We start from the raw sequence: 24,454 nt of genomic DNA, 5'->3' as shown, positions 1-24,454 counted from the left end.
TTTTTGATATATACACATATGATTCACGCATCTTGAGCCGGGTATGTTAGAAGTAGAGCGTACAACGATAATCTAACTCTTGGAGGGATCAGAGATGACAGAACAACGTTTGGAAGGCAAAGTCGCGATTGTAACCGGAGGTGGATCCGGTATTGGTCAGGCTACTGCTATTCGATTCGCCGAGCATGGGGCCAAAGTGTACATGCTGGATCGCACACCCGAAAATGCGGAGGAAACAAAACAGACGATTGAAAAGGCTGGTGGAGAAGCGTATGTGATCGAATGTGATATCTCCAAACCGGATAATGTGCAGAAGGCGATCAATCAGGCTGCGGCTGAAGCGGGTAAACTGGATATTATATTTGCAAATGCAGGCATTAACGGAACAATGGCCCCGATTGAAACGATGGAAATCGAGGACTGGGACCAGACGATGGAGATCAATATGCGAGGAACCTTCGCAACCGTAAAATATGCTATTCCCCATCTGAAAGAACATGGCGGCAGCATCATTATCACCAGTTCCATCAACGGTAACCGGGTCTTCTCAGGGATCGGTTTCTCTGCATACGCTTCCAGCAAAGCGGGACAAACTGCGTTTACCAAGATGGCTGCACTGGAGCTGGCTCGTTATAAGATCCGTGTAAACGCCGTCTGCCCAGGTGCCATCGATACCAATATTGATGATAATACCTATCCGTCGGATGATCTGAAAGAAGTACAGATTCCCGTTGAATTCCCTGAGGGTCATGAACATCCGCTTAAGGGCGAACCCGGAACGTCGAAGCAAGTCGCAAACCTCGTCCTGTTCCTCGCTTCCGATGAAGCCTCTCATGTTACAGGTACACGAATCTATGTGGATGGTGCGGAATCTCTGCTCCGTGGATAAAAATATAAAGATAAGTTGGTCCCTTCCAGGGACAACGCCAAAACATCCCGTAAGCAATCTGATCCGTTCAGATTACTGCGGGATGTTTTATATAAAGAGTTTATAATGCGGCGCAGGCGCAACTACTAGGATTATCCCTATACCGCGGAGCTTTTACCTTTTTTCACACGATGCTTCAACCGATCTGGAATGGCAAAGAGCAAAATGTACATCAGCGAGAACAAGACTAATGCAAGGATCTCTTCCCCAAGGATGTACATGGGATACGGACCTAGCACATCTAGCACCGAGGGTGTACTCGGTTTGTGTCTCAAAAACATGTAATTCGCGTCAAGCATGACATCTACAATGTATACGATTAGTGCTGCCACATTCACAAATATCATCGAACCTGCTACAGATCTCCAGCTAGGTCGCAGCTGTTCCACCCAGGTCATGTAGAGTAAAGCCAGAATGATACAGGCATGAGCAACGAAAAATTGAATGAATCGAAAATGTGCATAACCATAACCCAAATTAGGCGTCAGGATCGCCATAAGGGCTCCAGCAATGCCTGCAAAAAGCAGTGCAGAATGTAACAGTCGACTGCGTGTCAGTAGTAGCAACGCCGATAATAGCAGAGACAGACTGCATAGTTCAAGTGGTAGTGAAGTCTGCAGGCTCCATATCCCTCCATACACATACCAGAGTTGCAGCACGATTTCGCAGGCAAACATGATGCAGGCCAGAACAATCCGCAGTATGCGGCGTGCCCTCTCTGACCATGATCGAAGATGGTGTCGAAGCAAAAACATCAGTACAATCATTGCTGTAATTACGCTAATTGAAACGATATGTGAAGTGGAGAACAGGATAAACGGCTCTGCATCATACGGGTCCAGCCATGGTGGATACGCCATGAATCTCTTCTCTCCTTTACAAGGATCTCACCAACAGTATCTCTCTTTAATGTTAACTTTTTCATTTTGCCATTGAATGAAAGAGCTGTCCAGTTGGAATTCTAAATAAGCATTGTAATTTAAATATCTTTATGTTAAGATAAATTCAGAAACAAAACAAACGAAAAGTTAGTAACTTTCTTAATTGAAATAAAATATACCGTACTTAACAAACGTTCAACTGAACATTTACACTATCCCATTTCATCTAGGAGGAATTATTATGCAAATCAAAGGACTTCACCACGTATCCGCTCTAACAGCACATGCCGATCAGAACTATCGTTTCTACACCAACATCATGGGTCTGCGCCTCATTAAAAAAACGGTCAACCAGGACGACGTGTCCGTCTACCATCTCTTCTATGGCGATGAAAAAGGCAATCCGGGTACCGAACTTACCTTCTTCGAGATTCCGATGGCCGGACAGACTCGTGAAGGGGTGAACAGTATATCTGGCACGTCACTGCGCGTTCCAAGTGATGCAGCACTGACTTACTGGCAGCAGCGTTTTGACGAATTCGAAGTCCCACATGGAGAGATTGTTGAACGGGGTGGTCGTGCCACGCTCTCGTTCACAGACTTTGAAGGACAACGTCTGATTCTGGTCTCGGATGAAAATAATACAGGTGTCGCTGGTGGTAAACCATGGGATCAGAGCCCTGTGCCTGCCGAGTATGGCATTGTAGGCCTTGGCCCTATCCATCTTACGGTAAAAGATGCTTCCCTTACCGCTCCGGTTCTTACCGAACTGCTCGGTTTCAGAGCTAAAGGAAGTTACCCTGCCTTTACTCCAGGTCAACCTGATGTACTCGTTTTTGAATCCGGTGAAGGTGGTAGCGGCTCCGAAGTGCATATTGAGGAACGGAATGACCTTGCCCAAGAGCGTCCTGGACGTGGCAGCGTACACCATGTTGCATTCCGTGTGGATAACGAAGAAGAACTGAAACAATGGGTGGAACGGGTTCGTAACTTCCAATTCCCTAACTCCGGTTTTGTAGATCGCTTCTACTTCCGCTCCCTGTACTTCCGTGAAGCAAACGGTATTCTGTTCGAACTTGCAACTGATGGTCCGGGATTTGATACAGACGAAGAATTGGAGCATCTGGGTGAATCGCTTGCTTTGCCTCCATTCCTTGAAGGTCGCCGCGCCGAGATTGAAGCCAATCTCAAACCGCTGGATACCGTCATTCGTTAATATTCGTAACAAAAAGAAAATAAAAACGATGTTCACCAGGCAACTCTGAATACCGGATACGGTTCAGGAATCGCCTAGTGAATCATCGTTTTTTTATGTTTATGCTTGCCTTGCCCCTTCTGTAAGGTCGCAAACTTGCAGATTGTGTTTTACTTCGTCAGATACGATGTTGTGAGCGGTACAAACAGAGCCGAACCCGGATCTTCAGATACAATCTCTACATAGACAGCGTCTGTACCTTTAACATCCACATCTAGACTCATCATACCGCTTTCTGGAGTGATATTGAACTTTTTGAGTGTCGCGAGATCCTGATCATAGATATGAATCTCCTGATTTCCTTTCAGCGCGGCAAGTTCCAAGTGCAGAGAAGAATACTTTTTACCCGTATTAATCTGGATATCATCCCCCTGTTTCGTAGGATCATTATGCAGATAAACATCCTTGTAATCCTTGCCTTTATATGTGGTATCCTTAGGATCTTTGGTGTGCCAAGCGGTAGATCCCAGTACGGATGTTCCAAGTGCACTCAGCGTTACTTTTCCGTTGGTTACGGGCGCAGACCCATTCTTTCCGCCAATCAGGACGGATGAAGTTGCACTGTCATAAGTGATCTCTGTCCCAAGCAAAGATCCCACAGCACGCACAGGCAAATAAGTCGTTCCGTTGTAAGTGATAGGCAACACTGTTTTACCATTGGCATCTTTGGCTGTCACCGTGGCACCATCCATTTTTAGCGTAATCTTGCTGTTTAGATAGGCTTTAATCTGCTCCAACCCTGTTGCTGCGAGTGCACCTGTTCCGATCCCAAGCGTTAGTGTGCCTACCATCAAACCCAGTACAACTTTTTTCTTCATCAAAATCCCTCCTGAATGTTAAAATGATTTGTCCTTTATACATTTAAACGACTAAAGTGATAATGTCAATTGTTTACTGCATTTTTAGTACACATTGCCTATTTCCGGGCAACACAAAAAGAGGCTGTATGTCCCCATTTTTTTCAGCCTCGCCCTGTTTCCCATTGTCCGTATACGGAGAAAGGAAGATATTCTTGTCAGTTGTTCACTTAACTCCACAATCGAGAACTTTTAATTCCCACTGCACTATGATATCAACAGGATGATATCAATCAAAAGATTCATAATATTCTTCTTCATACACTTCCATGCTGTACTTCAAATCTACGGCCTTCCACTCGCCATCTTGATACTCATAAGCAAATGTCAGATCACCCGCATACAAAGCCGCACCGTAAGATCCTGCTGCTGATACGACAAGCTGGCCATCCTCTACACTGTAATAGGTAACTCCACCGAACCCCAACTCTTCGTTATATACGCCGCCACTCGTATCTTCCTCGATCCGTAAAGGTTCTGCTTGAACGCCATCAACGGCGACATCAACATCCACACGGTCTGATCTAACCGTAACTTTTGACTTCACATGTTGTTTCGCAATCTCATCCAGAGATTGCATCTTCATCTCTTCCAGCGTTACCGGATTAATGATACGTGCTTGTCCCAAATAAATACCTGTTCCATGACCTTCCGTGTACAAAACGATAATTTCTTTCTGGCCGTCTCCATTCAGATCCAACTCGTGCACTTCGGGTTTGTAAGACCCGCCTTCTCCCTGCCAATCACTAAATTCTCGCGTTTTGCCGTCCACTTCCAAAATCATTCCGTTATATATATATCCTGAACCCTCAACTTTCATGGGGTATAATCTGACGTTCTCATTCTCTGGAGCTACCGAAACGTATTCCTCTTTCACAGGAATGGATTCCTGTGTTGTCTTCGTTGTGTCATGCAGTTTATCTATATTGGAAGCCTCGACCACTTCGGTCTGGCTGGATTGATCATCTATGTTAAGCTGTTTTTGCGATTCATTCATGGTTCTGGCAGCCGAAGTTGTACTAATCGTAGCTACCGCCAAAATAATCATCAGCAGGATACCTGTCCAAGTTTTCAATATACTGGGCTCCTTTATCTGTTGTGATAATCCTATTATATCTTCATTTATCGCCTGCAAGTTGCGAATTTGTTAATCTTTCATAAAATAATCTTTACAAATTTTCGTTTTCACGAAAGAACGTTCGGCTTTAACCAGAATAAGCAAATTATCATGCCAAAACTGTGCTCCAAAAACAAAAAAAATCCCGAACACAGCTTAAGGCTGCATCCGGAATGCTTTGGTTTTGTCCAATAACCGATCGGTTAATTGTCTCAGTTCTTCAGCCGAGGATGAAATCTCCTCCATGATGGCTGTCTCTTCGTGTGCGGCATCCATAATTCGTCTCGCCTCATCCGAGAACGATCCAGCTTTCCCTTGGATCTTCTTCACATGACCGTGCGTTTGCTCCACGCGACCGGTCTGTTCTGCAATCTTGGAGCCGATATCATGTGCACCCTTCATAAATACTTCCACTGTACCTGTCAGTTCATGCAACGTCTGATCCACAGAGACGGTCCGCTCCGATTCATTAACCACGAGACCATGCTGCTCATGAGACAGTTGGGCTGTCTCCCTGATCCGCTCTTGCACACGACTAATCAGCTCATTAATACGGTGTACCGATTCCTTACTTTCGTCTGCCAGCTTGCGGATCTGCTGCGCCACGACTGCAAAACCAGAACCCTCTTCGCCAGCTCGTGCAGCCTCAATGGAAGCATTCAAGGCAAGTAACCCAGTTTCCTCTGCGATGTTTTTGACAGACTGGGTAATTACCTCGATATCGGAGGCTTCCTTCTCCAGCAACAGCATAATATCGCGGGAACGATTGTGCGACTCGGCCAGCTCGTCCATCCCTTTCATCAACGATGAGAAAGTCTGTTTTGTATGATCCACCGATCGTTCCATCTGACCGGACATCTCTGTCATGTCCATTGACTGGCTATGCATACGTTGGAAATCGTTCAGCATCTCATCCGCAGTGATCAAAGATTGATGGGAAGTGACCTTCTGCTCTTCTACGCCTACTGCAATATGATCTACCGCATCCGACATCATCTCGATCTGTTCAGCGGCCTGGGTAATCGCTTCACTCAGAGACTGTGCGTTCTGTGAAGTCGTTCTTGTACTGTCTGCAATATCATTTACAATGCTTCGAAGGTTAGAAACCATTGCGCGAAAAGCATCATATAATACAGTAAGTTCATCCTGTGTGCGTCGCTGCGGAATCTCGGTTGTCAGATCTCCCGCTGAAACCTGCTGTGCAGCCCGGGACAGGTGAACGATTGGACGAGTCAGCCAGCGTGAGGCAAACCATCCCAGAATCCCGTTCCAGCATACTCCCATGATCAGGATAATCGATATGTATACCCAATTCGGAATATCTAACGTAACCCAGTCTTTGACAAAAAATATAAAAAAGCCGCTAGTTCCGTAGGTAATAATCGAAATCAGTACCAGACCTGCGACAGTCTTTGCTCCTAAAGTCCATTTCATGTGCACACCCCGTAGTCCTTTTTTCCTATTTTACCAATCAAGTACCAAATTTCATGTGATATACATCACTGAAAACGTTCTATTCCCCCTCATACTTGCCGTTCATGCATGACTTTTCTACCATATAGCGCATAATGTATAAGACAAGCTTGGATATCCCTAATTTTATTTATTATCGGCACAAGAGGCCAAATGATTTAGATTGGCATCCATTTTGCTTAAATGATATACTGAGTGCGCTTCAGCAACGCTGGAGCCGAACTATTTTTATTGATGCCACTGGAGGCGAACGAGATGTCTACTATGTCCACACGGACGGAGAAAGATTTTATCGGTGAAAAAGAAATCCCGGCTTATGCTTATTACGGAATTCAGACGGTACGGGCCGTGGAAAACTTCCCGATTACCGGCGTTCCGGTACACCGGGAGCTGATCACGGCTCTGGCTGCGGTGAAGAAGGCAGCAGCGATTACCAACATGGAGTTGAAGATGCTGCCGAGCAAGATTGGCAATGTGATTGTCATGGCAGCTGAAGAAATGATGAAAGGCCATCATCTGGATCATTTTATTGTAGACTCCATTCAGGGCGGTGCAGGCACCTCCATGAATATGAATATGAACGAAATTCTGGCCAACCGCGGGCTGGAACTGTTAACCAAAAGCAAGGGAGACTACTTCCATTGCAATCCCAATAATCATGTGAACATGTCCCAGTCCACCAATGACGTGGTACCTACAGCACTGCGCATTGCGGCGTACCGACTGTCGGAGACGTTACTCGCTACCATGAAGAGACTACAGGATGCGTTCCGTAAAAAAGAAGTGGAATTTAACGATGTGGTCAAGGTTGGCCGTACCCATCTTCAGGATGCCGTACCTATTCGCCTTGGACAAGAATTCGGAGCTTATGCCCGTGTAATCGGACGGGATATTGAGCGTCTTGAATTCGCCAATCGCCGCTTGCTTACCATTAACATGGGTGCAACTGCGGTAGGTACAGGTCTCAATGCCAAACCCGAATATATCGTCAAGGTTACAGAGCACCTGTCTGATGTTACCGGACTTCCACTACAAACTGCTGAGGATCTCGTGGATGCAACGCAGAACACAGATGCCTATCTTGAACTTTCAGCGGCGCTGAAAGTATGTGCGGTTAGCCTTTCCAAAATCTGTAATGATATTCGCATGATGGCTTCAGGTCCGCGTGCAGGATTCAATGAATTGCGCCTGCCACCGCGTCAGCCAGGTTCGTCCATTATGCCGGGCAAAGTCAACCCCGTTATGGCAGAAGTCATTAACCAGGTATCCTTCCAGGTGATGGGGAACGACCATACGATCTGTATGGCGTGTGAAGCCGGTCAATTCGAGCTGAATGTCATGGGCCCAGTTATTGCGTTCAACTTGCTGCAATCGCTGAAAATTATGAATAACGGCATCGATGTTTTCACGCGTTATGCAGTTGAAGAGATGGAAGCTAACCGTGAGCGCTGCGAATTAATCATGAAGCAAAGTTTCAGTGTGGTTACGGCGTTGAACCCGCACTTAGGTTATAATGTGGCAGCTTCCATCGTGAAGGAAGCGCTCAAGACTGGACTTTCCTTGCAAGAGATTATTCTCGAACGCGGATTGCTGACACCGGAAGAACTGGAAGAGATTCTTCATCCGGAACAGATGACTACACCAGGGATTGCCGGAGAACACTTCCTGCGTAATATGGAACGTTTGTAGGTAATCAGGAAAACTAATGCAGCAACCCAAACACAAATAATTAACAAGAACCCCCGCAGACCGTTTATCCGGTTTGCGGGGGTTCTTGTATTCAGAGATGATAAGACGCCAGCTAATCGATTAAGCCCAACGTTTACGCTCAAGGGAAGGCAGAATCTGAAGTTCCTCCCTGTACTTGGCAACCGTTCTGCGGGAGATGATAATTCCCTCCTCGGCGAGCAATGTGGCCAAATGACTATCCGAGTATGGACGCTGAGTCTGTTCCATGCGAATGATTTCTTTTAATCTACGTTTCACCGCTGATGCTGATGTTTTATCCCCTGACGTTGTACTGATTCCCGAGTCAAAAAAAGCCCTGAGTTCATATACACCATGTGGGGTCTCAATGTATTTACCGTTCACCGCACGACTTACCGTTGATTCATGTATGCCAATCTTCTCTGCAATAACAGCCAGATTAAGCGGTTTTAGCGCGGATGGGCCTTTGACCAAAAAGTGCTTCTGTTCTTCCATCACTGCCGCCAGCACACGCACTAAAGTTCTGCGCCGCAAGTGTACACTCCGAATGATAGCCCTCGCCTCTGCCACGCGGGTAGACCAGGTTGCGTCGGGAGCCTCTTCCCTGATCCAGCGGAAGCACGCTTCATTCATCGATACCCGAGGGTTACCTGTTGCATGCAGACTATAATGGACCTCACCGTTACGCAACCCAACAATAGCATCCGGAATAATGTAATGTGGCCGTTCTGTACATCCGATCGATCGACAGGGCTTGGGGTCCAGACGTGTAATATAGTCATAGGCAGTCTGAGCTTCCCGTGAAGTCATACCTAATCGACTCCCTGTTCTACCTGGGTGAAAAGGAACCAGTGCTTCCAATCCCGCTTCCACCATCCACTCCGCATTCAGCACTGCTGATGGATCACGTCTAATCTGGAGCAATAGACATTCTTGCAGATTCCGCGCCCCTACTCCAGCAGGGTCCAGCGATTGGAGAAGCTCCAGTCCCGCTGCAATCTTGCTCATCGGAAGCTCAAGTGTTGCTTGCACCTCTGCCAGTTCAACCGTCAGATAACCATCATCATTAACGCACCCTGCCAAATATACGGCCATATTTTCCAATTCGTCTGGAATTTTCATCACTCGAATTTGCGCAATCAGCAATTGTTCCAGAGTAGGTTCGGCACCTTTGGCCTGAAGCAGCGGATCATAGGAACCATACCTGCGCTGATCCATTCGCCGCGGAATCCGGGCAAGGGGCGTAGCTTGTTCTTCCAGTTCAAGCACCGGATTTTCCTCCGCCGCATCCTGCAAATAACGGGTCAGTTCCTGACCAGACATGGTTAGCAATTGAAAGGATTGTTTCATCTCCGGCGTGATGGACAGCCGAATACGTTGTTCCTGTACCAACTGAACACCTAACATCCGTTACCCTCCTTATGCCTTCGGTAATAAGCATCTGTGTTTCTTATACGAACAAAAGGATTTGCAGGGATAATAGCATACTATTCAAGTGAATGTAAGAAGTTTTTAGTTGGATCATGGGTTTCTGTCTAGTATTTCTCGGATACCAGCTTCGCCTGGGTAAACAACAGCAGATAGTCTCTTCCACCTGCCTTGGAATCCGTGCCTGACATGTTAAATCCGCCAAATGGATGTGTGCCCACCAGTGCTCCGGTACATTTCCGGTTGAAATAAAGATTACCCGCAAAGTATTCACGTCTTGCCTGTTCCAGATGTTCACGATTTCGTGAGATCACCGCGCCGGTCAGACCATAGTCTGTATTATTAGCGATATCCAATGCATCCTGGAATGATCCTGCTTTGATGAACGCAAGCACAGGTCCAAAAATCTCATCTTGAGCAATTCGGGCTTTCGGGTCCACATCGGCAATTATAGTTGGTTCAATGAAATATCCTTCAACGTTCCCGGTACCGCCACCGTGCACAAGACGCCCCTCGCCCTTGCCGATTTCAATATATTCCGTGATCTTTGCATATGCCTTGTCATCGATAACTGGCCCAACCTGACTGCCAACTTCAAGTGGACTGCCCATCGTCAGTTTCTGTGTCCGTTCAATCACTTTTTGCAATACTTCATCATATACATCCTTATGAATAATGGCACGGGAACACGCCGAACATTTCTGTCCTGAGAAACCAAATGCCGAAGCGGTAATGGACTCTGCCGCGAGTTCCAGATCACTGTCACTGTCTACTACGATGGAATCCTTGCCGCCCATCTCTGCAATAACCCGTTTGATCCACTTCTGACCTGGAGCTGTTCGTGCTGCACGTTCATTAATTCGCAGTCCTACATCTCTGGAACCGGTGAAACTAATAAACCGGGTGAGCGCATGATCCACAAGATAATCACCCACTTCACTGCCTGGTCCTGGTAAAAAGTTCACGACGCCATCCGGCAGACCAACTTCTGCGAGCAGCTCCATAAACTTGGCGGCAATCACCGGCGTTGTGCTGGCGGGCTTTAATACCACCGTGTTGCCGGATACCAGTGCAGCAGAGGTCATACCTGCCATAATCGCCAGTGGGAAGTTCCAAGGTGGAATAACAACACCAACGCCCAGCGGTATATAACTCAGTTCATTATCTTCCCCTGCAATCCGCACGAGAGGCTGCGGTTCACTCAGTCGCTGCATATCTCGAGCATAGAATTCCATAAAATCAATGGCTTCCGCTGTATCCGCATCGGCTTCAGGCCAAGTCTTGCCGGCTTCATAAACCATCCATGCGGAGAATTCATGCTTGCGACGGCGCATAATGGCAGCTGCTTTGTATAGATAACGAGCCCGTTCATTCGAGTCAGTATGTTTCCATGTGTGGAATGTCTCCGCCGCTGTCTGAATGGCCTTTTCGGCCAATTCTCGATCTGCCTGATGGATCGTTCCGACAACTTGATTCTTGGCTGCGGGGTTCACGGAAGTTAACGTGCGGCTGCTTGTTATTTTTTTCCCACCAATAATAATCGGGTATTCCTGCCCAAGTTCAGCTTCTACCTGACGAAGTGCGTCTTCAAATGCTTCCTGGTTCGCCTGGACTGCAAAGGGTGTGAATGGTTCGTTAACAAAAGGGATATTCATCAATGATTCCTCCTTCAGGATGTAAGATTCGCTGGCTGCTCGCCTGAATTATTTTGCATGTTACTCATCACCAAATATATGTAGCAAAATCCGTGCCAACTCCGGTTGAGATTGAAATATTTTTCTCGTTAAATTTAACTAAAGAAAATTCACACGGGCCACTCCGATGACAGAATAACCTTCCGATCGCTGTTATCCCCAGATTTTTTTGATTCCTTTTTATAAAGTTAAAATTTCCGTGAAAAACAGTAGACCATCGCCAAATCTGGCACGTTTCTTGCTTGAATTAAGGATGCACAATGCTGAAGGAGGAAACGAAAATGAGTGTGGGAACGGAAATATATCGCAAAACCTTATTAACCGTGGCAGGCAACAAAGCTGTAGAGAACCTGTCCATTAGATATGGTAAGAAGCTGGCAGGCAAATTTATTGCAGGAAACATCTTGGAAGAAGCTCTCGAAGAGATCCGCATACTCAATAACAAAGGCATTATGGCTACGCTCGATCATCTGGGTGAAGGCATCACCCGCCTGAGCGAAGCGGCATTGTACAGGGATGAGTATGTACGCCTGGTAGAAGGCATTGCACGTGAAGGCGTAGACTCCAACGTCTCGCTAAAACCAACCCAGATGGGCCTCGCACTTGACCCGGAAGAGGGTTACCAAAATATCCGTACCGTTGCCGCACAAGCCAAATTACATGATCTATTTGTTCGAATTGATATGGAGGATAGTCCATTTACTCAAGCGACGCTGGATATTGTCCGAAGACTGCACTCGGAAGGACTGCATAATACAGGCACAGTATTGCAAGCCTACCTGCATCGCACCGAAGAAGATACACGTGATATGATTCGGGAAGGTATTCGGCTTCGGCTGGTTAAAGGTGCTTACAAAGAACCCGGATCAGTCGCCTATCAGAATACTTCTGAAGTCATTCATCAATTCAAAACGATGATTCGTAATCACCTCGATCAGGGTGTGTACACTGCGGTTGCCTCGCATGATGATCACATCATTAACTGGACGAAACAATACGCCAAGGATCGGGGAATCTCGCCGGATGCCTTTGAATTCCAGATGTTATATGGTCTGCGCATGGGCGAACAGGAACGTCTCGCCAAAGAAGGTTATCGCATTCGCTGTTACGTACCTTATGGCACCATGTGGTATCCGTACTATACCCGCCGTTTGGCCGAAAAACCGGCTAATCTCTGGATGGTCGTTAAGAATATGTTCCGATAGTTATTCTCCAACTGGATCAATATATATGAAAAAAGACAAAAGAAAACCATGTTGCCTCTTTTTTTCTGGGCACATGGTTTTTTCTGTACGAACACTTTAGCAGAGCATCCAACTTTCCTTTTCTCCGGTTCTCCTCTTAATGTCTAAAAAATTAGCATCCCCAATTTTAAATGTCTATTTTTTTGGACACATCCATTTATTAATCAAAATTATACGCTCGAAAAGTTTAACTGCTTAACTGTTGAATAAGAATAGAAGCATTAGCATTGGTCTGTGTTCCACCTGCTAGTGTTTGCAGACCAACAGCTGATGCGCTGGAATGATTCCGTAATGTCAGCACATCACCGGGAGCAGCCGTAATAATGACCATGCCTGGATTCGGTTGAGTGCCAGCTCCTGAACCATAGACACTGCCACCTACAGGGGCTCCGTTTTGATAAAGGGTGAATTGGTTTGCCTGTACACCTGCAACGTTGAAAAACACCGCATAGTCCCCGGCATTACCAATAATAATCGCAGCAGTATTGGGCGCGTGAGTAATATTAGTAAGATTTTGGTTGCTGTCGAAGATTACATCCGCTTCAATAGCTACAGTTTGAGCTGAAGTATTAAAAATATAGGCATACGAGGACAACCCTTGCCCTGCTGTACCAGTTGCTCCAGTGACACCTGTTGTTCCGGTAACCCCAGTGCTTCCTGTTACTCCCGTAATACCCGTGGCTCCTGTTACTCCAGTAGCTCCAGTGCTTCCCGTTACTCCAGAAATGCCCGTGGCTCCTGTCACTCCGGTGGCCCCGGTGCTTCCCGTTACTCCCGTAACGCCCGTGGCTCCTGTTATTCCGGTGGCCCCTGTGCCTCCTGTTACTCCTGTAACGCCCGTGGTTCCTGTTACTCCGGTAGTCCCCGTTGCTCCCGTAACGCCCGTGGTTCCTGTCACTCCGGTGACCCCGGTGCTTCCCGTTACTCCCGTAATGCCTGTGGCTCCTGTCACTCCAGTAGCCCCGGTACTTCCTGTTACTCCCGTAATGCCTGTGGCTCCTGTCACTCCGGTAGCCCCGGTACTTCCCGTTGCTCCCGTAACGCCCGTGGCTCCTGTCACTCCGGTGGCCCCGGTGCTTCCCGTTGCTCCCGTGGCTCCTGTCACTCCAGTAGCCCCGGTGCTTCCCGTTACTCCCGTAACGCCCGTGGCTCCTGTCACTCCGGTGGCCCCTGTGCCTCCTGTTACTCCTGTAACGCCAGTGGTTCCTGTTACTCCGGTAGTCCCCGTTGCTCCCGTTGCTCCCGTTACGCCCGTAACGCCCGTGGCTCCTGTTATTCCGGTGGCCCCTGTGCCTCCTGTTACTCCTGTAACGCCCGTGGTTCCTGTTACTCCGGTAGTCCCCGTTGCTCCCGTTGCTCCCGTTACGCCCGTTGCTCCTGTTACTCCAGTAGCTCCGGTGCTTCCCGTTACTCCAGAAATGCCCGTGGCTCCTGTCATTCCAGTAGCCCCGGTGCTTCCCGTTACTCCCGTAATGCCCGTGGCTCCTGTCACTCCAGTAGCCCCGGTGCTTCCCGTTACTCCCGTAACACCCGTGCCTCCCGTTACTCCAGTAGCTCCGGTGCCTCCCGTTACTCCCGTAATGCCCGTGGCTCCTGTTACTCCGGTAGCCCCGGTACTTCCCGTTGCTCCCGTAACGCCCGTGGCCCCTGTTACTCCGGTGGCCCCTGTCGCACCCGTAACTCCTGTGATGCCTGTGGCGCCTGTCACTCCGGTGGCCCCGGTGCTTCCCGTTGCTCCTGTAACACCCGTGGCTCCTGTTATTCCAGTAGCCCCGGTACTTCCCGTTACTCCCGTAATGCCCGTGGCTCCTGTTACTCCGGTAGCCCCGGTGCTTCCCGTTGTCCCCGTAACGCCCGTACTACCAGTGCCCCCAGTGCCTCCCGTTACTCCCGTAGCTCCTGTCACTCCAGTAGCTCCGGTACCTCCTGTTACTCCCGTAATACCCGTGGCTCCAGTGGCTCCAGTTACACCCGTTGTGCTCAGCGTTTCTCCCAATAACTCCTGGGATACCAATCGGTGAGCCGCGACTAATTCGCCTGCGGCATTTTTACCCCATACGGATATTTGTGCTTCTGGAGCAGCCGTGTCTGAGGTTGAAAATACAAACTCAAAAGCATCAAAATTCCCATTATAAACTTTGGTTATGACCTGATTAGGTGATACATTGAGCAGTTCTTCTACATATAATGTTCTGACTCCATTAAGGTAATAGCCCCGAAGAAGCACTGTGAACACATCTGTCGCATTCCGGTTATCGATTTTGACCGTAACGGATTGAGTTGGTCGGATCCCCGTTATTCCTGAAATATTATTCTCAATGGGCCCAGTTGATAGAATGGCCATTTCATCACCCTCCTTTGGTTCTTCTTCATGCGGATGGCCTTCATATAGCATTATTCAGAAGTTTCTTAATGGTGTGGACAATTCATGTTCTATATGAATAATCACTTCAACTGCCGTGTAACAGATTGAGAAATCACAGCTTAATAAGGTAACTCAAATGTCATTTTTAATAACTCAACCCTCACTTTAAATTACTGAAGGGCTCATACAAATTAGCATTAATTCCTTAAAATAATAGTAAAAGGAATATCAGAAATGAAAATTCAACATCGATCTCTTCTGTGCCGACAACATGTATGCTTCATGTCAAAAAATATATACACACCTCATTTGGAAAGTTATAATATGGGTAACCATCATTCTCCAGTCATTTCATATGTAGATCACTTGTAAGTAACCCGTGTAAAAGAAGTCGTTTCTAAAAGTTATGCCCTAACTGAGGTGATATCGATGAAACATTTACTTCCAGAATTAATGTCTTTATTGCGTACGGATATGGATGTTCTGGATACAGACCTCCCCACACTTACCATTCCGTCATCAACATCGTTGGTAGATGCCTTCTGCTTATTCGACACATCTTCTTATTTATTCATTCAGGATGATGGCCCTCTATTGGGATATATCGCCGTATCCGATGTTTTGCATGCCATGATGCATGCGCATCGCCTAATAGAAGCTTATTTTGAGACCACACTGGAGACAGCGGGTTCAGCTCTGACATTAATTAATGAAGATGCCAAGGTGGCCTACTGGACAACTGGCGCGGAGCATGTTTTTTCGATCAGCAAAAAAGACATCATCGGACAACCCGCAGCGGACTTTTTCCCTCCAGATCGGTTACAGTCTCTCAAGACGTTGTATACCGGCGAAACGGTCTATCGCAAACAGCATCAGCCACGGCCCGACCTCTTCGCCCTGATTAATGCTCGTCCTGTCCAACTGGATGGACATATTGTGGGTGCAGTTGCTGCCGAAGTGGATATAACAACCGAAATCCGATTACATCAGGAACTATTACATATGACATCCAAAGTTCAACATCTGGAAAAAGCCGTTGCTCGGCTACGTCCCGAATTAGATCCATTTGCCAGAATCAAGGGCAGCAGCTTGGTCATCAAGCAGTGCATGGATACCATTCGCAAGATCAGCACCACCTCAGCAACCGTACTTATCCTCGGAGAGAGTGGCACAGGCAAGGAGTTATTCGCCAAAGCCATTCATGATCTTCGTGAATTGCAGACGGCACCGTTCATAGCGATTAACTGCGGGGCAATTCCCGCTTCCTTGTTCGAAAGTGAATTATTCGGCTACGAAAAAGGCGCCTTCTCCGGAGCGGATCCCAAAGGCAAAAAGGGCAAGATTGAACTTGCCGAAGGGGGTACTCTTTTTCTGGATGAGATCGGTGAGATGCCATTGGAATTGCAAGTGAAACTGCTTCGGGTGTTGCAGGAGAAGAGTTACTTTCCTGTGGGGGGAACGCGAATGAAACAGGCCGACTGCCGGATTATCGCTGCGACCAATCAGAATCTACGGAGTATGATTGCACGCAATCAATTCCGAGAAGATCTCTACTATCGGCTGAATGTCATTAACCTTGTCATCCCTCCTCTGCGTGTGCGCAAGGAAGATCTCTATGAGTTAACCCAAACGTTCCTTCAAGAATTCTCATTGCTCTATAACCGTCATATAGAGTTGGTTCCACCTGAAGTATTCAAATTGCTGTTCCAATATGATTGGCCAGGCAATGTACGTGAATTACGAAATGTGATCGAACGCCTGACCATTCTGACGACAGATGGTGAGGTGAAGCAGGAATATCTGCCCGATACCCTCACTTCCCTCACCATACAAGAACAGTCCGAAATCCAACTGACATCCGGAATTCATTCACATGCCAACAACGAATATCAGCAACGTCAGGATTCGGCAGGAGCAGAACCAGAACCAGAACCTCGATCCGTTGCACATGTGAACGAATTAGATCACTCCGATGATTCCGAACTTATCTCCGGTGTTACCTACCAGCAAAAATTGGACACCTATGAGGCGCAACTTCTAATTCAATATCTGAAAGCAGCAGGTGGCAACAAACGAACACTCGCCAAGCAACTTGGCATCTCCAGGGCAACGCTCTATAACCGCAAGAAGAGGCTTGGTCTATGACCAGCCTCTTCTTATCGTCATTATCGGTATGATGAACCCTACAAAATTCGCGCCAAGCGAGTTAGCGCTGTTCTGAGATGGCGATAGAATGTCGCCCGACTCATGGAACACGTCTGGGCTGCGGCAGTTGGATTGCCAGCATGCGTCCAGTAGGCCGCGTATAACAGCATCTGATCTTGTGGAGATAGGCCATGTACTCTGCCTTCCAACAGATCCATGACATACAGCTGTAACTGGATTCCATCCTTTACTCCTCTAACCCTGCCAGCATATTCATGTAATTCTCCCGGGGAACGAAGATCCCCCAACATCTTGCGAACATCCTGTTCAGTCCAGATTACACCATCCACTTCCGTTGTTTCCGGCTGTATACGATCCTCTGTTGACTCCGGATCAAGCAGAGACATGACCCACTCTCCGAATTGCCCGCTACGCAAATCCAAATCAAGTATGTCCGCCTGGTCCTCGAATCTGTCACAGACACGGGTGCGGGTTCTTCGCATCTGGAATCCAATGCTCTGCAAAAATAGTTTCAGGTGAGGATTCGTTGCAACGAGTATCGCTCGTGCACCATCACCCAGTAGAGATAGTCGATCCAGTGCCATGTATCCCACCAGTTCTTCTCGTGTATAACCAGGCACATCATCTCTTGCCGCAGCCAGCAAGGCAAAGTGCGTATCACTCTGATCCGGGTCGTTTTCAAGTTCCTGTGGTGTGAAACATTCATACATCTCATTTGGAAAATATTTTAGTAACAACTCACTACTCTCCCTATGTACAAGAATGGTAATGAACATGGCGATTGTCTCCCCAAGCTTGTCACGCATTAATACGATTCCTTCGGGATAACGGTGCGCCAGTTCATCCAGGAAGGGACCATAGGATACCGCCTGCCATGGTTCCACGCTGTACTCGCACCATTGCTGTAACAGGCTGTGCAGAACGGGCAGATCCTCGCTTCTCATCGTTTCGAGAGGTGAGAACAAGGAATCACGGGACACATCCGCGTACTTGCGGTATTGAAGCATGGATTCCTGACACAGCAACAGCATCTTCCGGGCGATCTGGCGACGCTCATGTGGACCCGCCTGCTCATGCAGTGGTTTCAGCAGCTTCACGATCTTGATACGCATGGTCTGCAACCGCTGAGGCTCACGCTGGCGAAAATCTCGTAGTAGATGTACTCTGGCCATATCATGCAGGGCAAGACCATCCGGGCCGGAACGGATAAACGACATCTGTCTCAGCATGTGGTACTCTTCTTTTGTCACGGTCATATCCAGTACTGATGATAATAGTTCCTGATTGGCTGTCTCAAGCAGTGTTAGTACCTCCACTACAGGATGCAGACGGGGTGTCGTAAGTTCCAATAATAATCGAGCACTGATCATATGGGACAGTTCAGCCCATTCGGACTGTGGGAGATTCCTCCTCTGATCTGCAGCTTCTACAGCAAGCGCCAGCCCCAGCGGATGTCCATCGGTCATTCGCGTAATGGTACCTGCCATCCCCTGATTCAGAAAGCCTGCCACCGTGATGTATTCCGTAATCTCATCAACTGTGAAATGTTGAAGCCGCATCTGTATAAATCTCTGATGTAATCGGGGATGTGTCCGCCAGGTGGACGCCAGTTCCGGGCGTGATGCAAGAATGACAAGTATCCCTCTTAACGGAAGTTTGGATACAAAGACTTCCATGAACCAGCTTTCTAACAGAGCAAGCTCTTCATAATTATCCACGGCCAGGACCATTCTCTTCTCGATCGATGTGTCTCTCAGCAGACTCAATGGTCGCGGGTATCCTTCACTATCCATTGTTTCCAAGCCTAATGTAGAGGACAAATAATCCATAAAAACGGAAGGAGTCGCCCCACATGATCGACCATCCATCCAGATTGCCCTCGCTCCTCGATCCCGAGAGACAGATAACATCTCTGAAAGCAAGGAAGATTTACCAATTCCTCCCATGCCCGTAATTGAAAATATGGTTAATGGGGCTTCCGGATGATTGAACCACCACTCCAGTGTCGTCAGTTCCTTGGTTCGACCAATGAACCGTTTACCATCCTCAACATATTTGTCGTATTGAGCCTCACTACTGTTTCCCATATATGTCCTCCGTACTAGATACTGGTACTTTTAATATACTTTTTTCTCTCACAAAATTGAGACTATATTGAGACGCGCAATTGGGTGTGAAGTGATAGAATCTTGTTAAAAGCCAATTTATAGTAAATATTCAAAACAGCGGACATGGAAACGTTTTTACAAGGTATACATAGACCCCTCCGCGCTACTTCTTAACATAATGGATCATTCCGCCAATCAAGCACAGCCAACATGTACATGAGCATTTACCGATCTCGAATTCATGCTTCCCTTTCATACCCTACTACCAGCCCGATATTCCAGGAAAGGCGGATTTGTGTGAGAATAAACCTCGATATCTGTAATCTGAGCGGACAACTTGGAATCAATCCTAAACGACTTAATGAATGGCTACACCAAAGTGGCATTTCAATGGAGGACAATGAAGCAGAACAGGAAGGACGCCCTGACCGGTCGTCACCCCCGTATCGGCTGGCTGCTCCTTCTTCCTTATCACTGGCACCATCCTCCGGTCAAACGAAGCTATATCGGGGCCGACGCTCCACTCCTACCCTGCAACACCTTCCCGCCTCGTTACAACGGACTCGGCGGATCAGTAAAAACTGCTAGACTGTGCTCAAGGTAGTGTAAGATGGGTGCACAGTCTGTCTTACATCCCTTTCACCCCATCAAGAGGATTGCCACTGCCCATTCTCAATCATCGCGTGCGTGAGTAACGCCATCTCCAGACAGATTCTTCTCCCTTGATCCATGTAACCTGGACCCATCAGTTCTTCCAGCTTCTCCAGCCTGTTGTACAACGTTTGCCGATGAATAAATAACTGGGCAGCTGCATCCCGTTTGGAACCAAAGTTCTGCAGGTAAGCATCCAACGTCTCCACCAATCGCAGGTGATGCGTTTGGTCATGTTCAATCAACATACCCAGGTGATCTTGGACAAAGGGTTGCAGGAAGGATTGGGGTAACGCTTTTAACATTTGATATATACCCATACGTTCGTAAAAGTGAACATGTTCCATCAGATCTACCGATCTTGAAACTTCGATCACCTGATAGGCCTCCTGAAGGCTCTCCGGCAGGCTGGTCAAACGGTTGCGTAACTTGCCAAATCCCACATGAATCATAACCTGTTTCAAATTACGATTGGCAAACCGTTTCACGTCCTGGGTAATCCCCTCCAGCAATCGCAGCAGTTGATGACGTGCAGCAGCCGTTACCGCTTCCTTCGCACAGCACAGATATACCTGGTTGTTCTTCAGCATAATCAGGCTAGGCAGATTGTTCTTCTTGAGCAGGGAACGAAGCAGGACAAGAACATCCTGATGATTCGCTTCCATCCTCTCCCGGCCCGTACCCTTCAATCGATGCTCAATCTCGATGACCCCTCCCGCAAACCAGTACTGTCCCTTCACCAGCAAACGAAGTCCCATTCGGGTCTGGGCCTGCTCCTCCTGATGGATGTTGCCATTCATCAGATCCTGGATCAGCTCGTTCTGATTGCGGACCATCTTCTCTTCAAGAAACTGGGAGCGAAGCGTGAGCGCTGCCGCTGCCTTCGCTGAATAGTCGAGCAACAGCTTGAGATATTCGACTGGAGCTGCGGGATGCACAATCATGCCTACAGCCGAAAATACCTGGCCAAAACAGACGACCGGATGACACAGCAGAGCCTTCTCTTCGTCTATGTGGAACCATAATTCAGTATCCGAATCATTCAGATCCAGATGTTCTACCTCCTGTTCATACCAGGTATAGATTGCTTGCTCCATCTCCGGAGCAAGTTCGGGCACAAAGCTACCCGGCTCCATAGACGAGATGTACACCACCGGTTTTGCAGCGTATTCATGCAACAGGTTCAGCACAGCAGACATGTCCGTACTCTGTAATGTACGCTGCTGAAGCTGGCGGGAGTAGGCTTCCAGACTTTTCAACAGTTGGTGCTGATGATTAATGAGCAGAGAGTGAATATCCTGTGTAATCTCGACAAAACGGACCGGTTGCTCAAATACGATCAGCGGAAACTGGTGTCTGTCCGCCAGTTCAATCAGTTCTTCCGGGATTCCGTATATGCTGGTACCAAACTCCACACACAGCCCGGATGCCTCACTGCCAATGAGCTGAAGCAGATACTCTTCGCGCCCTTCTTCCGATTGAAGCCACAGTCCAGTGGATAAAATAAGATCATGGGGGCTTACGAATGGAGATACATTGGTAATCTCCAATACATGAACCCAGCCAACCTGACGGTTCACTCCATCCTTCCCTGCCGCTAGTCGTGCTCGGCCAAATACCGGACGTGCAAGGATATCTTTGATCGTAAACACACGGTCATTTCGCAATGGCGATCCCTCTTCGTGTTATTTTTTCTTACATTATAATCCATGGACAAATGTCCTGAACAGTCTTTTTCGACAATATGTTGAGTTCAATTTCTAAAGATTAGACATCAAGTAAGGTGCAAAACGATTATCCAAGTCATAAACTTGTAGTATAAGCTAACAACCAATAAATGGACGAGGTGCATGGTGATGAGAATCGGAATTCCCAAAGAAATCAAGAACAATGAGAATCGTGTAGCAATGACTCCGGCCGGGGCTGCTGATTTCATCAGAGCCGGTCACCAGGTACTGATTGAACAAGGCGCGGGGAACGGCAGTGGATTCACGGATCATGAATATCAAACTGCGGGCGCCGAGATTCGGATGGATGCCAAGTCCGTGTGGACCGAAGCCGATATGATCATCAAGGTGAAAGAACCGCTTGCCAGTGAATATGGATATTTTCGTCCGGGACTGATTCTGTTCACATACCTGCACCTCGCAGCGGAACCGGAGCTTGCCAAAGCCCTTATTAAAAGCCGGGTAACGGCTATTGCGTATGAGACGCTGGAGGTCAACAGCGCTCTCCCCCTGTTAACCCCTATGAGTGAAGTTGCAGGCCGTATGGCCTCCCAGATCGGAGCACAGTTACTGGAGAAAACGGAAGGTGGCAAGGGCATTCTGTTGTCCGGTGTACCCGGCGTCAGTCGGGGGAAAGTGGTCATTATTGGTGGCGGAACGGTGGGAACAAATGCAGCCAAAATTGCTATTGGTCTTGGCGCCGATGTGACCATCCTTGACCTGAATCTGAATCGTCTGCGGCAGTTGGATGATATCTTCGGCAATCAGATCCACACGCTAGTATCCAGCCCGTCCAACATTGCAACAGCTGTTGCAACGGCAGATCTGTTGATCTGTGCGGTGCTGATTCCGGGCGCCAAGGCGCCAACACTTGTCAGCGAGCAGGTGGTGAAGACGATGGCACCGGGTTCGGTCATAGTGGATGTCGCGATTGATCAGGGTGGGATCGTTGAGACCATTGATCATATCACAACCCACGATGAACCGACCTATGTGAAACATGGTGTCGTGCATTACGCGGTGGCGAACATGCCAGGCGCCGTGCCGCGTACGTCCACGGTGGCGCTGACCAACGCCACCATGCCTTATGCGCTGCAACTGGCGAACCACGGTGCAGCCGCCGCGATTCGCGGCAGTTCGTCCATTCGCAGTGCGGTCAACGCGCTGAATGGACATATCACGTATGAGGCGGTTGCCCGGGATCTCGGGCATGCCTATGTTCCTGCGGGTCAGGCGCTGGAGAATACCGCCGCTGTCCAGTAATCTTGATATGATCGTTCCACCCGGCGCCTTGTCGCCAGGCCTGTGGAACGCAATAGAAGCGCAAGTCGGGCAGATGATGTTCCCGGCTTGCGCTTCTTGTTTTTTTTCACATATGAAATAACTCATTAGTTGGTATAAGGCCTTTAGTTTCCTACGGTTTGGGCGCTTCAGACTGCTCGCTCACTGCACACTTCGCGGAAGTTGCAATCCCGGCAGGACCGGTGCGATGGCATCGCTGTGAAGTAGGTGACGTCCTTGGGACGGTTGTAATACTCATCCTCCACGCAGGATCGCATCTCCTCAATGTAACGACCTACGTTCTCCTCCACCTTCCGGATATCCTCTTCTGTGGCTGTAAACTCTCGGTGTTTTCCGGTTAACAAGTACTCTACTCGCAGCTCAATCTGCTCCAAGGGAATCCGGTAGTGTTCTCTCACATAGGATGCGTACAGCATTAGCTGATCGGAGAAGTCATCTTCCTTGCCCGTCTTCCAGTCCACAATGACAATATTGCCGTTACTGCGCCGATACAATAAATCCATCTTCACATACACACGTGTATCGTGCAGCATCATGGTATCCCATTTCTCAATCTCCAGAATGTCCGTACTTGCCCGGGACAAGTCCTCCCACGTAAGCGTCTGGTACAGGTTACCGACACAGGCCGAAGCCCGTTCCTTAATCGTGGCGATCCGATCATTCAACGTGTCATCCCCGTAATAGATCTCGGACAACATCGTGCGATTCTTGGGGTTCAGTCGCCACTGATCCGCGTCCATGGATTCCACATACGCCTGATTCAGCAGCTTGCGTATCGTCTGTTCCAGGAAGTGTTCACGCGGTTTATCTTTGCCTTCTTCCCTGCTGCGTACCGCCGACTCACACATCCGATGTGCGAGATCCCCAAAGACAAGATACAGATTGCTGAGCTGCTTCAGACGGTACAGACGAACCTGCATCTCATCAGCAGAGTCTGTCTTCCAGCCGTTATGGGCACCGTAATAATGATAATAATATTTGCGCAGGCACTCATCGAACATACTCGCCCGCGACTGCGAATAAGACCACTGCGGGTATTGTGCCATAAGTAATCTGCCTTTCTGTATGCCGGATCTGCATGAGATCCCTTGATGCTCACAGTATAAAGCCCGGGCAACCTTGCCGCAAGCGCGCTTCCGTTATTTTCTTCTGACGCAACCGTTTCCGATTCGATCCGTATCGTTTATATAGTAACATCACCAAAAGATGAAATTGCGGAGCAGAACGCATAATATACTCTATAGAGGGTAGCGAATCTGGGACCGGGAGGCTAGTTCGGATCTAGCCTGGGTCCAGTGCGGGCCCGGCGCTAACGAATCACACACACCTTATCACGTGGATCACGAGGTTTTACGGAACCTAACGAACCCCAGACAAGCTAATTAGTCTTATTCGGTTGTAGAACATGTTTACTGCAAGCAAATGAGCCAACAGCGTGTCTCTGATTCGTTACATTTTCAGATCTGCCGATTTACGCGAAATAAGACTTACTCGGTTCGTTAGAAAATGATTATATGAAAAAAAATTGTACAGGCATATCCTAAAAGGAGG

At 48.1% G+C, this 24,454-nt stretch carries 17 protein-coding genes; 7 read left to right on the top strand and 10 right to left on the bottom strand.

Annotated features, from left to right (window positions below; translation table 11 throughout):
- The first annotated feature begins 94 nt into the window (after positions 1-94).
- Entirely contained in the window at positions 95-889 is a 795-nt protein-coding gene (locus MHI52_RS06230; protein ID WP_036612094.1) for an SDR family NAD(P)-dependent oxidoreductase, read from the top strand.
- 137 nt (positions 890-1,026) lie between these two features.
- Here MHI52_RS06230 and MHI52_RS06225 read toward each other — a convergent pair whose 3' ends face one another.
- Positions 1,027-1,788, bottom strand: a complete 762-nt coding sequence (locus MHI52_RS06225; RefSeq protein WP_315372498.1) for a TIGR02206 family membrane protein — start codon at positions 1,786-1,788, stop codon at positions 1,027-1,029.
- Positions 1,789-2,050: 262 nt separating this feature from the next.
- Here MHI52_RS06225 and MHI52_RS06220 point away from each other — a divergent pair, with 262 nt between their 5' ends.
- Complete coding sequence (locus tag MHI52_RS06220; RefSeq protein ID WP_076327360.1) at positions 2,051-3,025, top strand: ring-cleaving dioxygenase; 975 nt, start codon at positions 2,051-2,053, stop codon at positions 3,023-3,025.
- A 149-nt stretch (positions 3,026-3,174) separates the two neighbouring features.
- On the opposite strand, the gene MHI52_RS06215 is transcribed toward MHI52_RS06220, so the two are convergent.
- The 3 genes from MHI52_RS06215 to MHI52_RS06205 all read right to left on the bottom strand — a co-directional run bounded on the left by MHI52_RS06215 (position 3,175) and on the right by MHI52_RS06205 (position 6,472).
- Positions 3,175-3,882, bottom strand: coding sequence for a stalk domain-containing protein (locus MHI52_RS06215; protein WP_036672368.1), 708 nt, complete (start codon positions 3,880-3,882; stop codon positions 3,175-3,177).
- Positions 3,883-4,150: 268 nt separating this feature from the next.
- Positions 4,151-4,996: a hypothetical protein gene (locus MHI52_RS06210; RefSeq protein WP_051449833.1), complete on the bottom strand. Its 846-nt coding sequence runs from the start codon at positions 4,994-4,996 to the stop codon at positions 4,151-4,153.
- A gap of 198 nt (positions 4,997-5,194) precedes the next feature.
- Complete coding sequence (locus MHI52_RS06205) at positions 5,195-6,472, bottom strand: methyl-accepting chemotaxis protein (RefSeq protein WP_036672371.1); 1,278 nt, start codon at positions 6,470-6,472, stop codon at positions 5,195-5,197.
- Positions 6,473-6,766: 294 nt separating this feature from the next.
- On the opposite strand from MHI52_RS06205, the gene MHI52_RS06200 reads away from it, so the two are divergent.
- Positions 6,767-8,200: an aspartate ammonia-lyase gene (locus MHI52_RS06200; RefSeq protein WP_405158686.1), complete on the top strand. Its 1,434-nt coding sequence runs from the start codon at positions 6,767-6,769 to the stop codon at positions 8,198-8,200.
- A 120-nt stretch (positions 8,201-8,320) separates the two neighbouring features.
- On the opposite strand, the gene rpoN is transcribed toward MHI52_RS06200, so the two are convergent.
- A complete protein-coding gene (rpoN, locus tag MHI52_RS06195) occupies positions 8,321-9,625 on the bottom strand; it encodes an RNA polymerase factor sigma-54 (RefSeq protein ID WP_405158685.1) in 1,305 nt (434 codons plus the stop codon).
- Between the two features lie 128 nt (positions 9,626-9,753).
- Positions 9,754-11,301 (bottom strand): L-glutamate gamma-semialdehyde dehydrogenase, encoded by a 1,548-nt coding sequence (gene pruA, locus MHI52_RS06190; RefSeq protein ID WP_405158684.1) that lies wholly within the window; start codon positions 11,299-11,301, stop codon positions 9,754-9,756.
- 320 nt (positions 11,302-11,621) lie between these two features.
- Here pruA and MHI52_RS06185 point away from each other — a divergent pair, with 320 nt between their 5' ends.
- Entirely contained in the window at positions 11,622-12,545 is a 924-nt protein-coding gene (locus MHI52_RS06185; protein ID WP_405158683.1) for a proline dehydrogenase family protein, read from the top strand.
- 226 nt (positions 12,546-12,771) lie between these two features.
- On the opposite strand, the gene MHI52_RS06180 is transcribed toward MHI52_RS06185, so the two are convergent.
- Positions 12,772-14,928 carry a beta strand repeat-containing protein gene (locus tag MHI52_RS06180; protein ID WP_405158682.1) on the bottom strand — a complete coding sequence of 719 codons (2,157 nt, stop codon included), beginning with the start codon at positions 14,926-14,928 and terminating at the stop codon, positions 12,772-12,774.
- Positions 14,929-15,378: 450 nt separating this feature from the next.
- Here MHI52_RS06180 and MHI52_RS06175 point away from each other — a divergent pair, with 450 nt between their 5' ends.
- Positions 15,379-17,094, top strand: coding sequence for a sigma-54 interaction domain-containing protein (locus MHI52_RS06175; protein ID WP_405158681.1), 1,716 nt, complete (start codon positions 15,379-15,381; stop codon positions 17,092-17,094).
- A gap of 38 nt (positions 17,095-17,132) precedes the next feature.
- Here the strand turns inward: MHI52_RS06175 and MHI52_RS06170 are convergent, their stop codons facing one another.
- Positions 17,133-19,202, bottom strand: a complete 2,070-nt coding sequence (locus MHI52_RS06170; protein ID WP_405158680.1) for a hypothetical protein — start codon at positions 19,200-19,202, stop codon at positions 17,133-17,135.
- 318 nt (positions 19,203-19,520) lie between these two features.
- Here MHI52_RS06170 and MHI52_RS06165 point away from each other — a divergent pair, with 318 nt between their 5' ends.
- Positions 19,521-19,811, top strand: coding sequence for a hypothetical protein (locus tag MHI52_RS06165; protein ID WP_405158679.1), 291 nt, complete (start codon positions 19,521-19,523; stop codon positions 19,809-19,811).
- Between the two features lie 59 nt (positions 19,812-19,870).
- On the opposite strand, the gene MHI52_RS06160 is transcribed toward MHI52_RS06165, so the two are convergent.
- Positions 19,871-21,541, bottom strand: a complete 1,671-nt coding sequence (locus MHI52_RS06160; RefSeq protein WP_405158678.1) for a PucR family transcriptional regulator — start codon at positions 21,539-21,541, stop codon at positions 19,871-19,873.
- A gap of 189 nt (positions 21,542-21,730) precedes the next feature.
- Between MHI52_RS06160 and ald the strand changes: the two genes are divergently transcribed.
- Complete coding sequence (gene ald / locus MHI52_RS06155; RefSeq protein WP_405158677.1) at positions 21,731-22,864, top strand: alanine dehydrogenase; 1,134 nt, start codon at positions 21,731-21,733, stop codon at positions 22,862-22,864.
- A 167-nt stretch (positions 22,865-23,031) separates the two neighbouring features.
- Here the strand turns inward: ald and MHI52_RS06150 are convergent, their stop codons facing one another.
- A complete protein-coding gene (locus tag MHI52_RS06150) occupies positions 23,032-23,949 on the bottom strand; it encodes a PD-(D/E)XK nuclease family protein (RefSeq protein WP_076329468.1) in 918 nt (305 codons plus the stop codon).
- Between the last annotated feature and the right edge of the window lie 505 nt (positions 23,950-24,454).

It is taken from the genome of Paenibacillus sp. FSL H8-0283 (assembly GCF_045040675.1).
In the GTDB taxonomy this organism is placed as follows: domain Bacteria; phylum Bacillota; class Bacilli; order Paenibacillales; family Paenibacillaceae; genus Paenibacillus; species Paenibacillus amylolyticus.
This window is presented reverse-complemented; position numbering and strand designations above follow the sequence as displayed.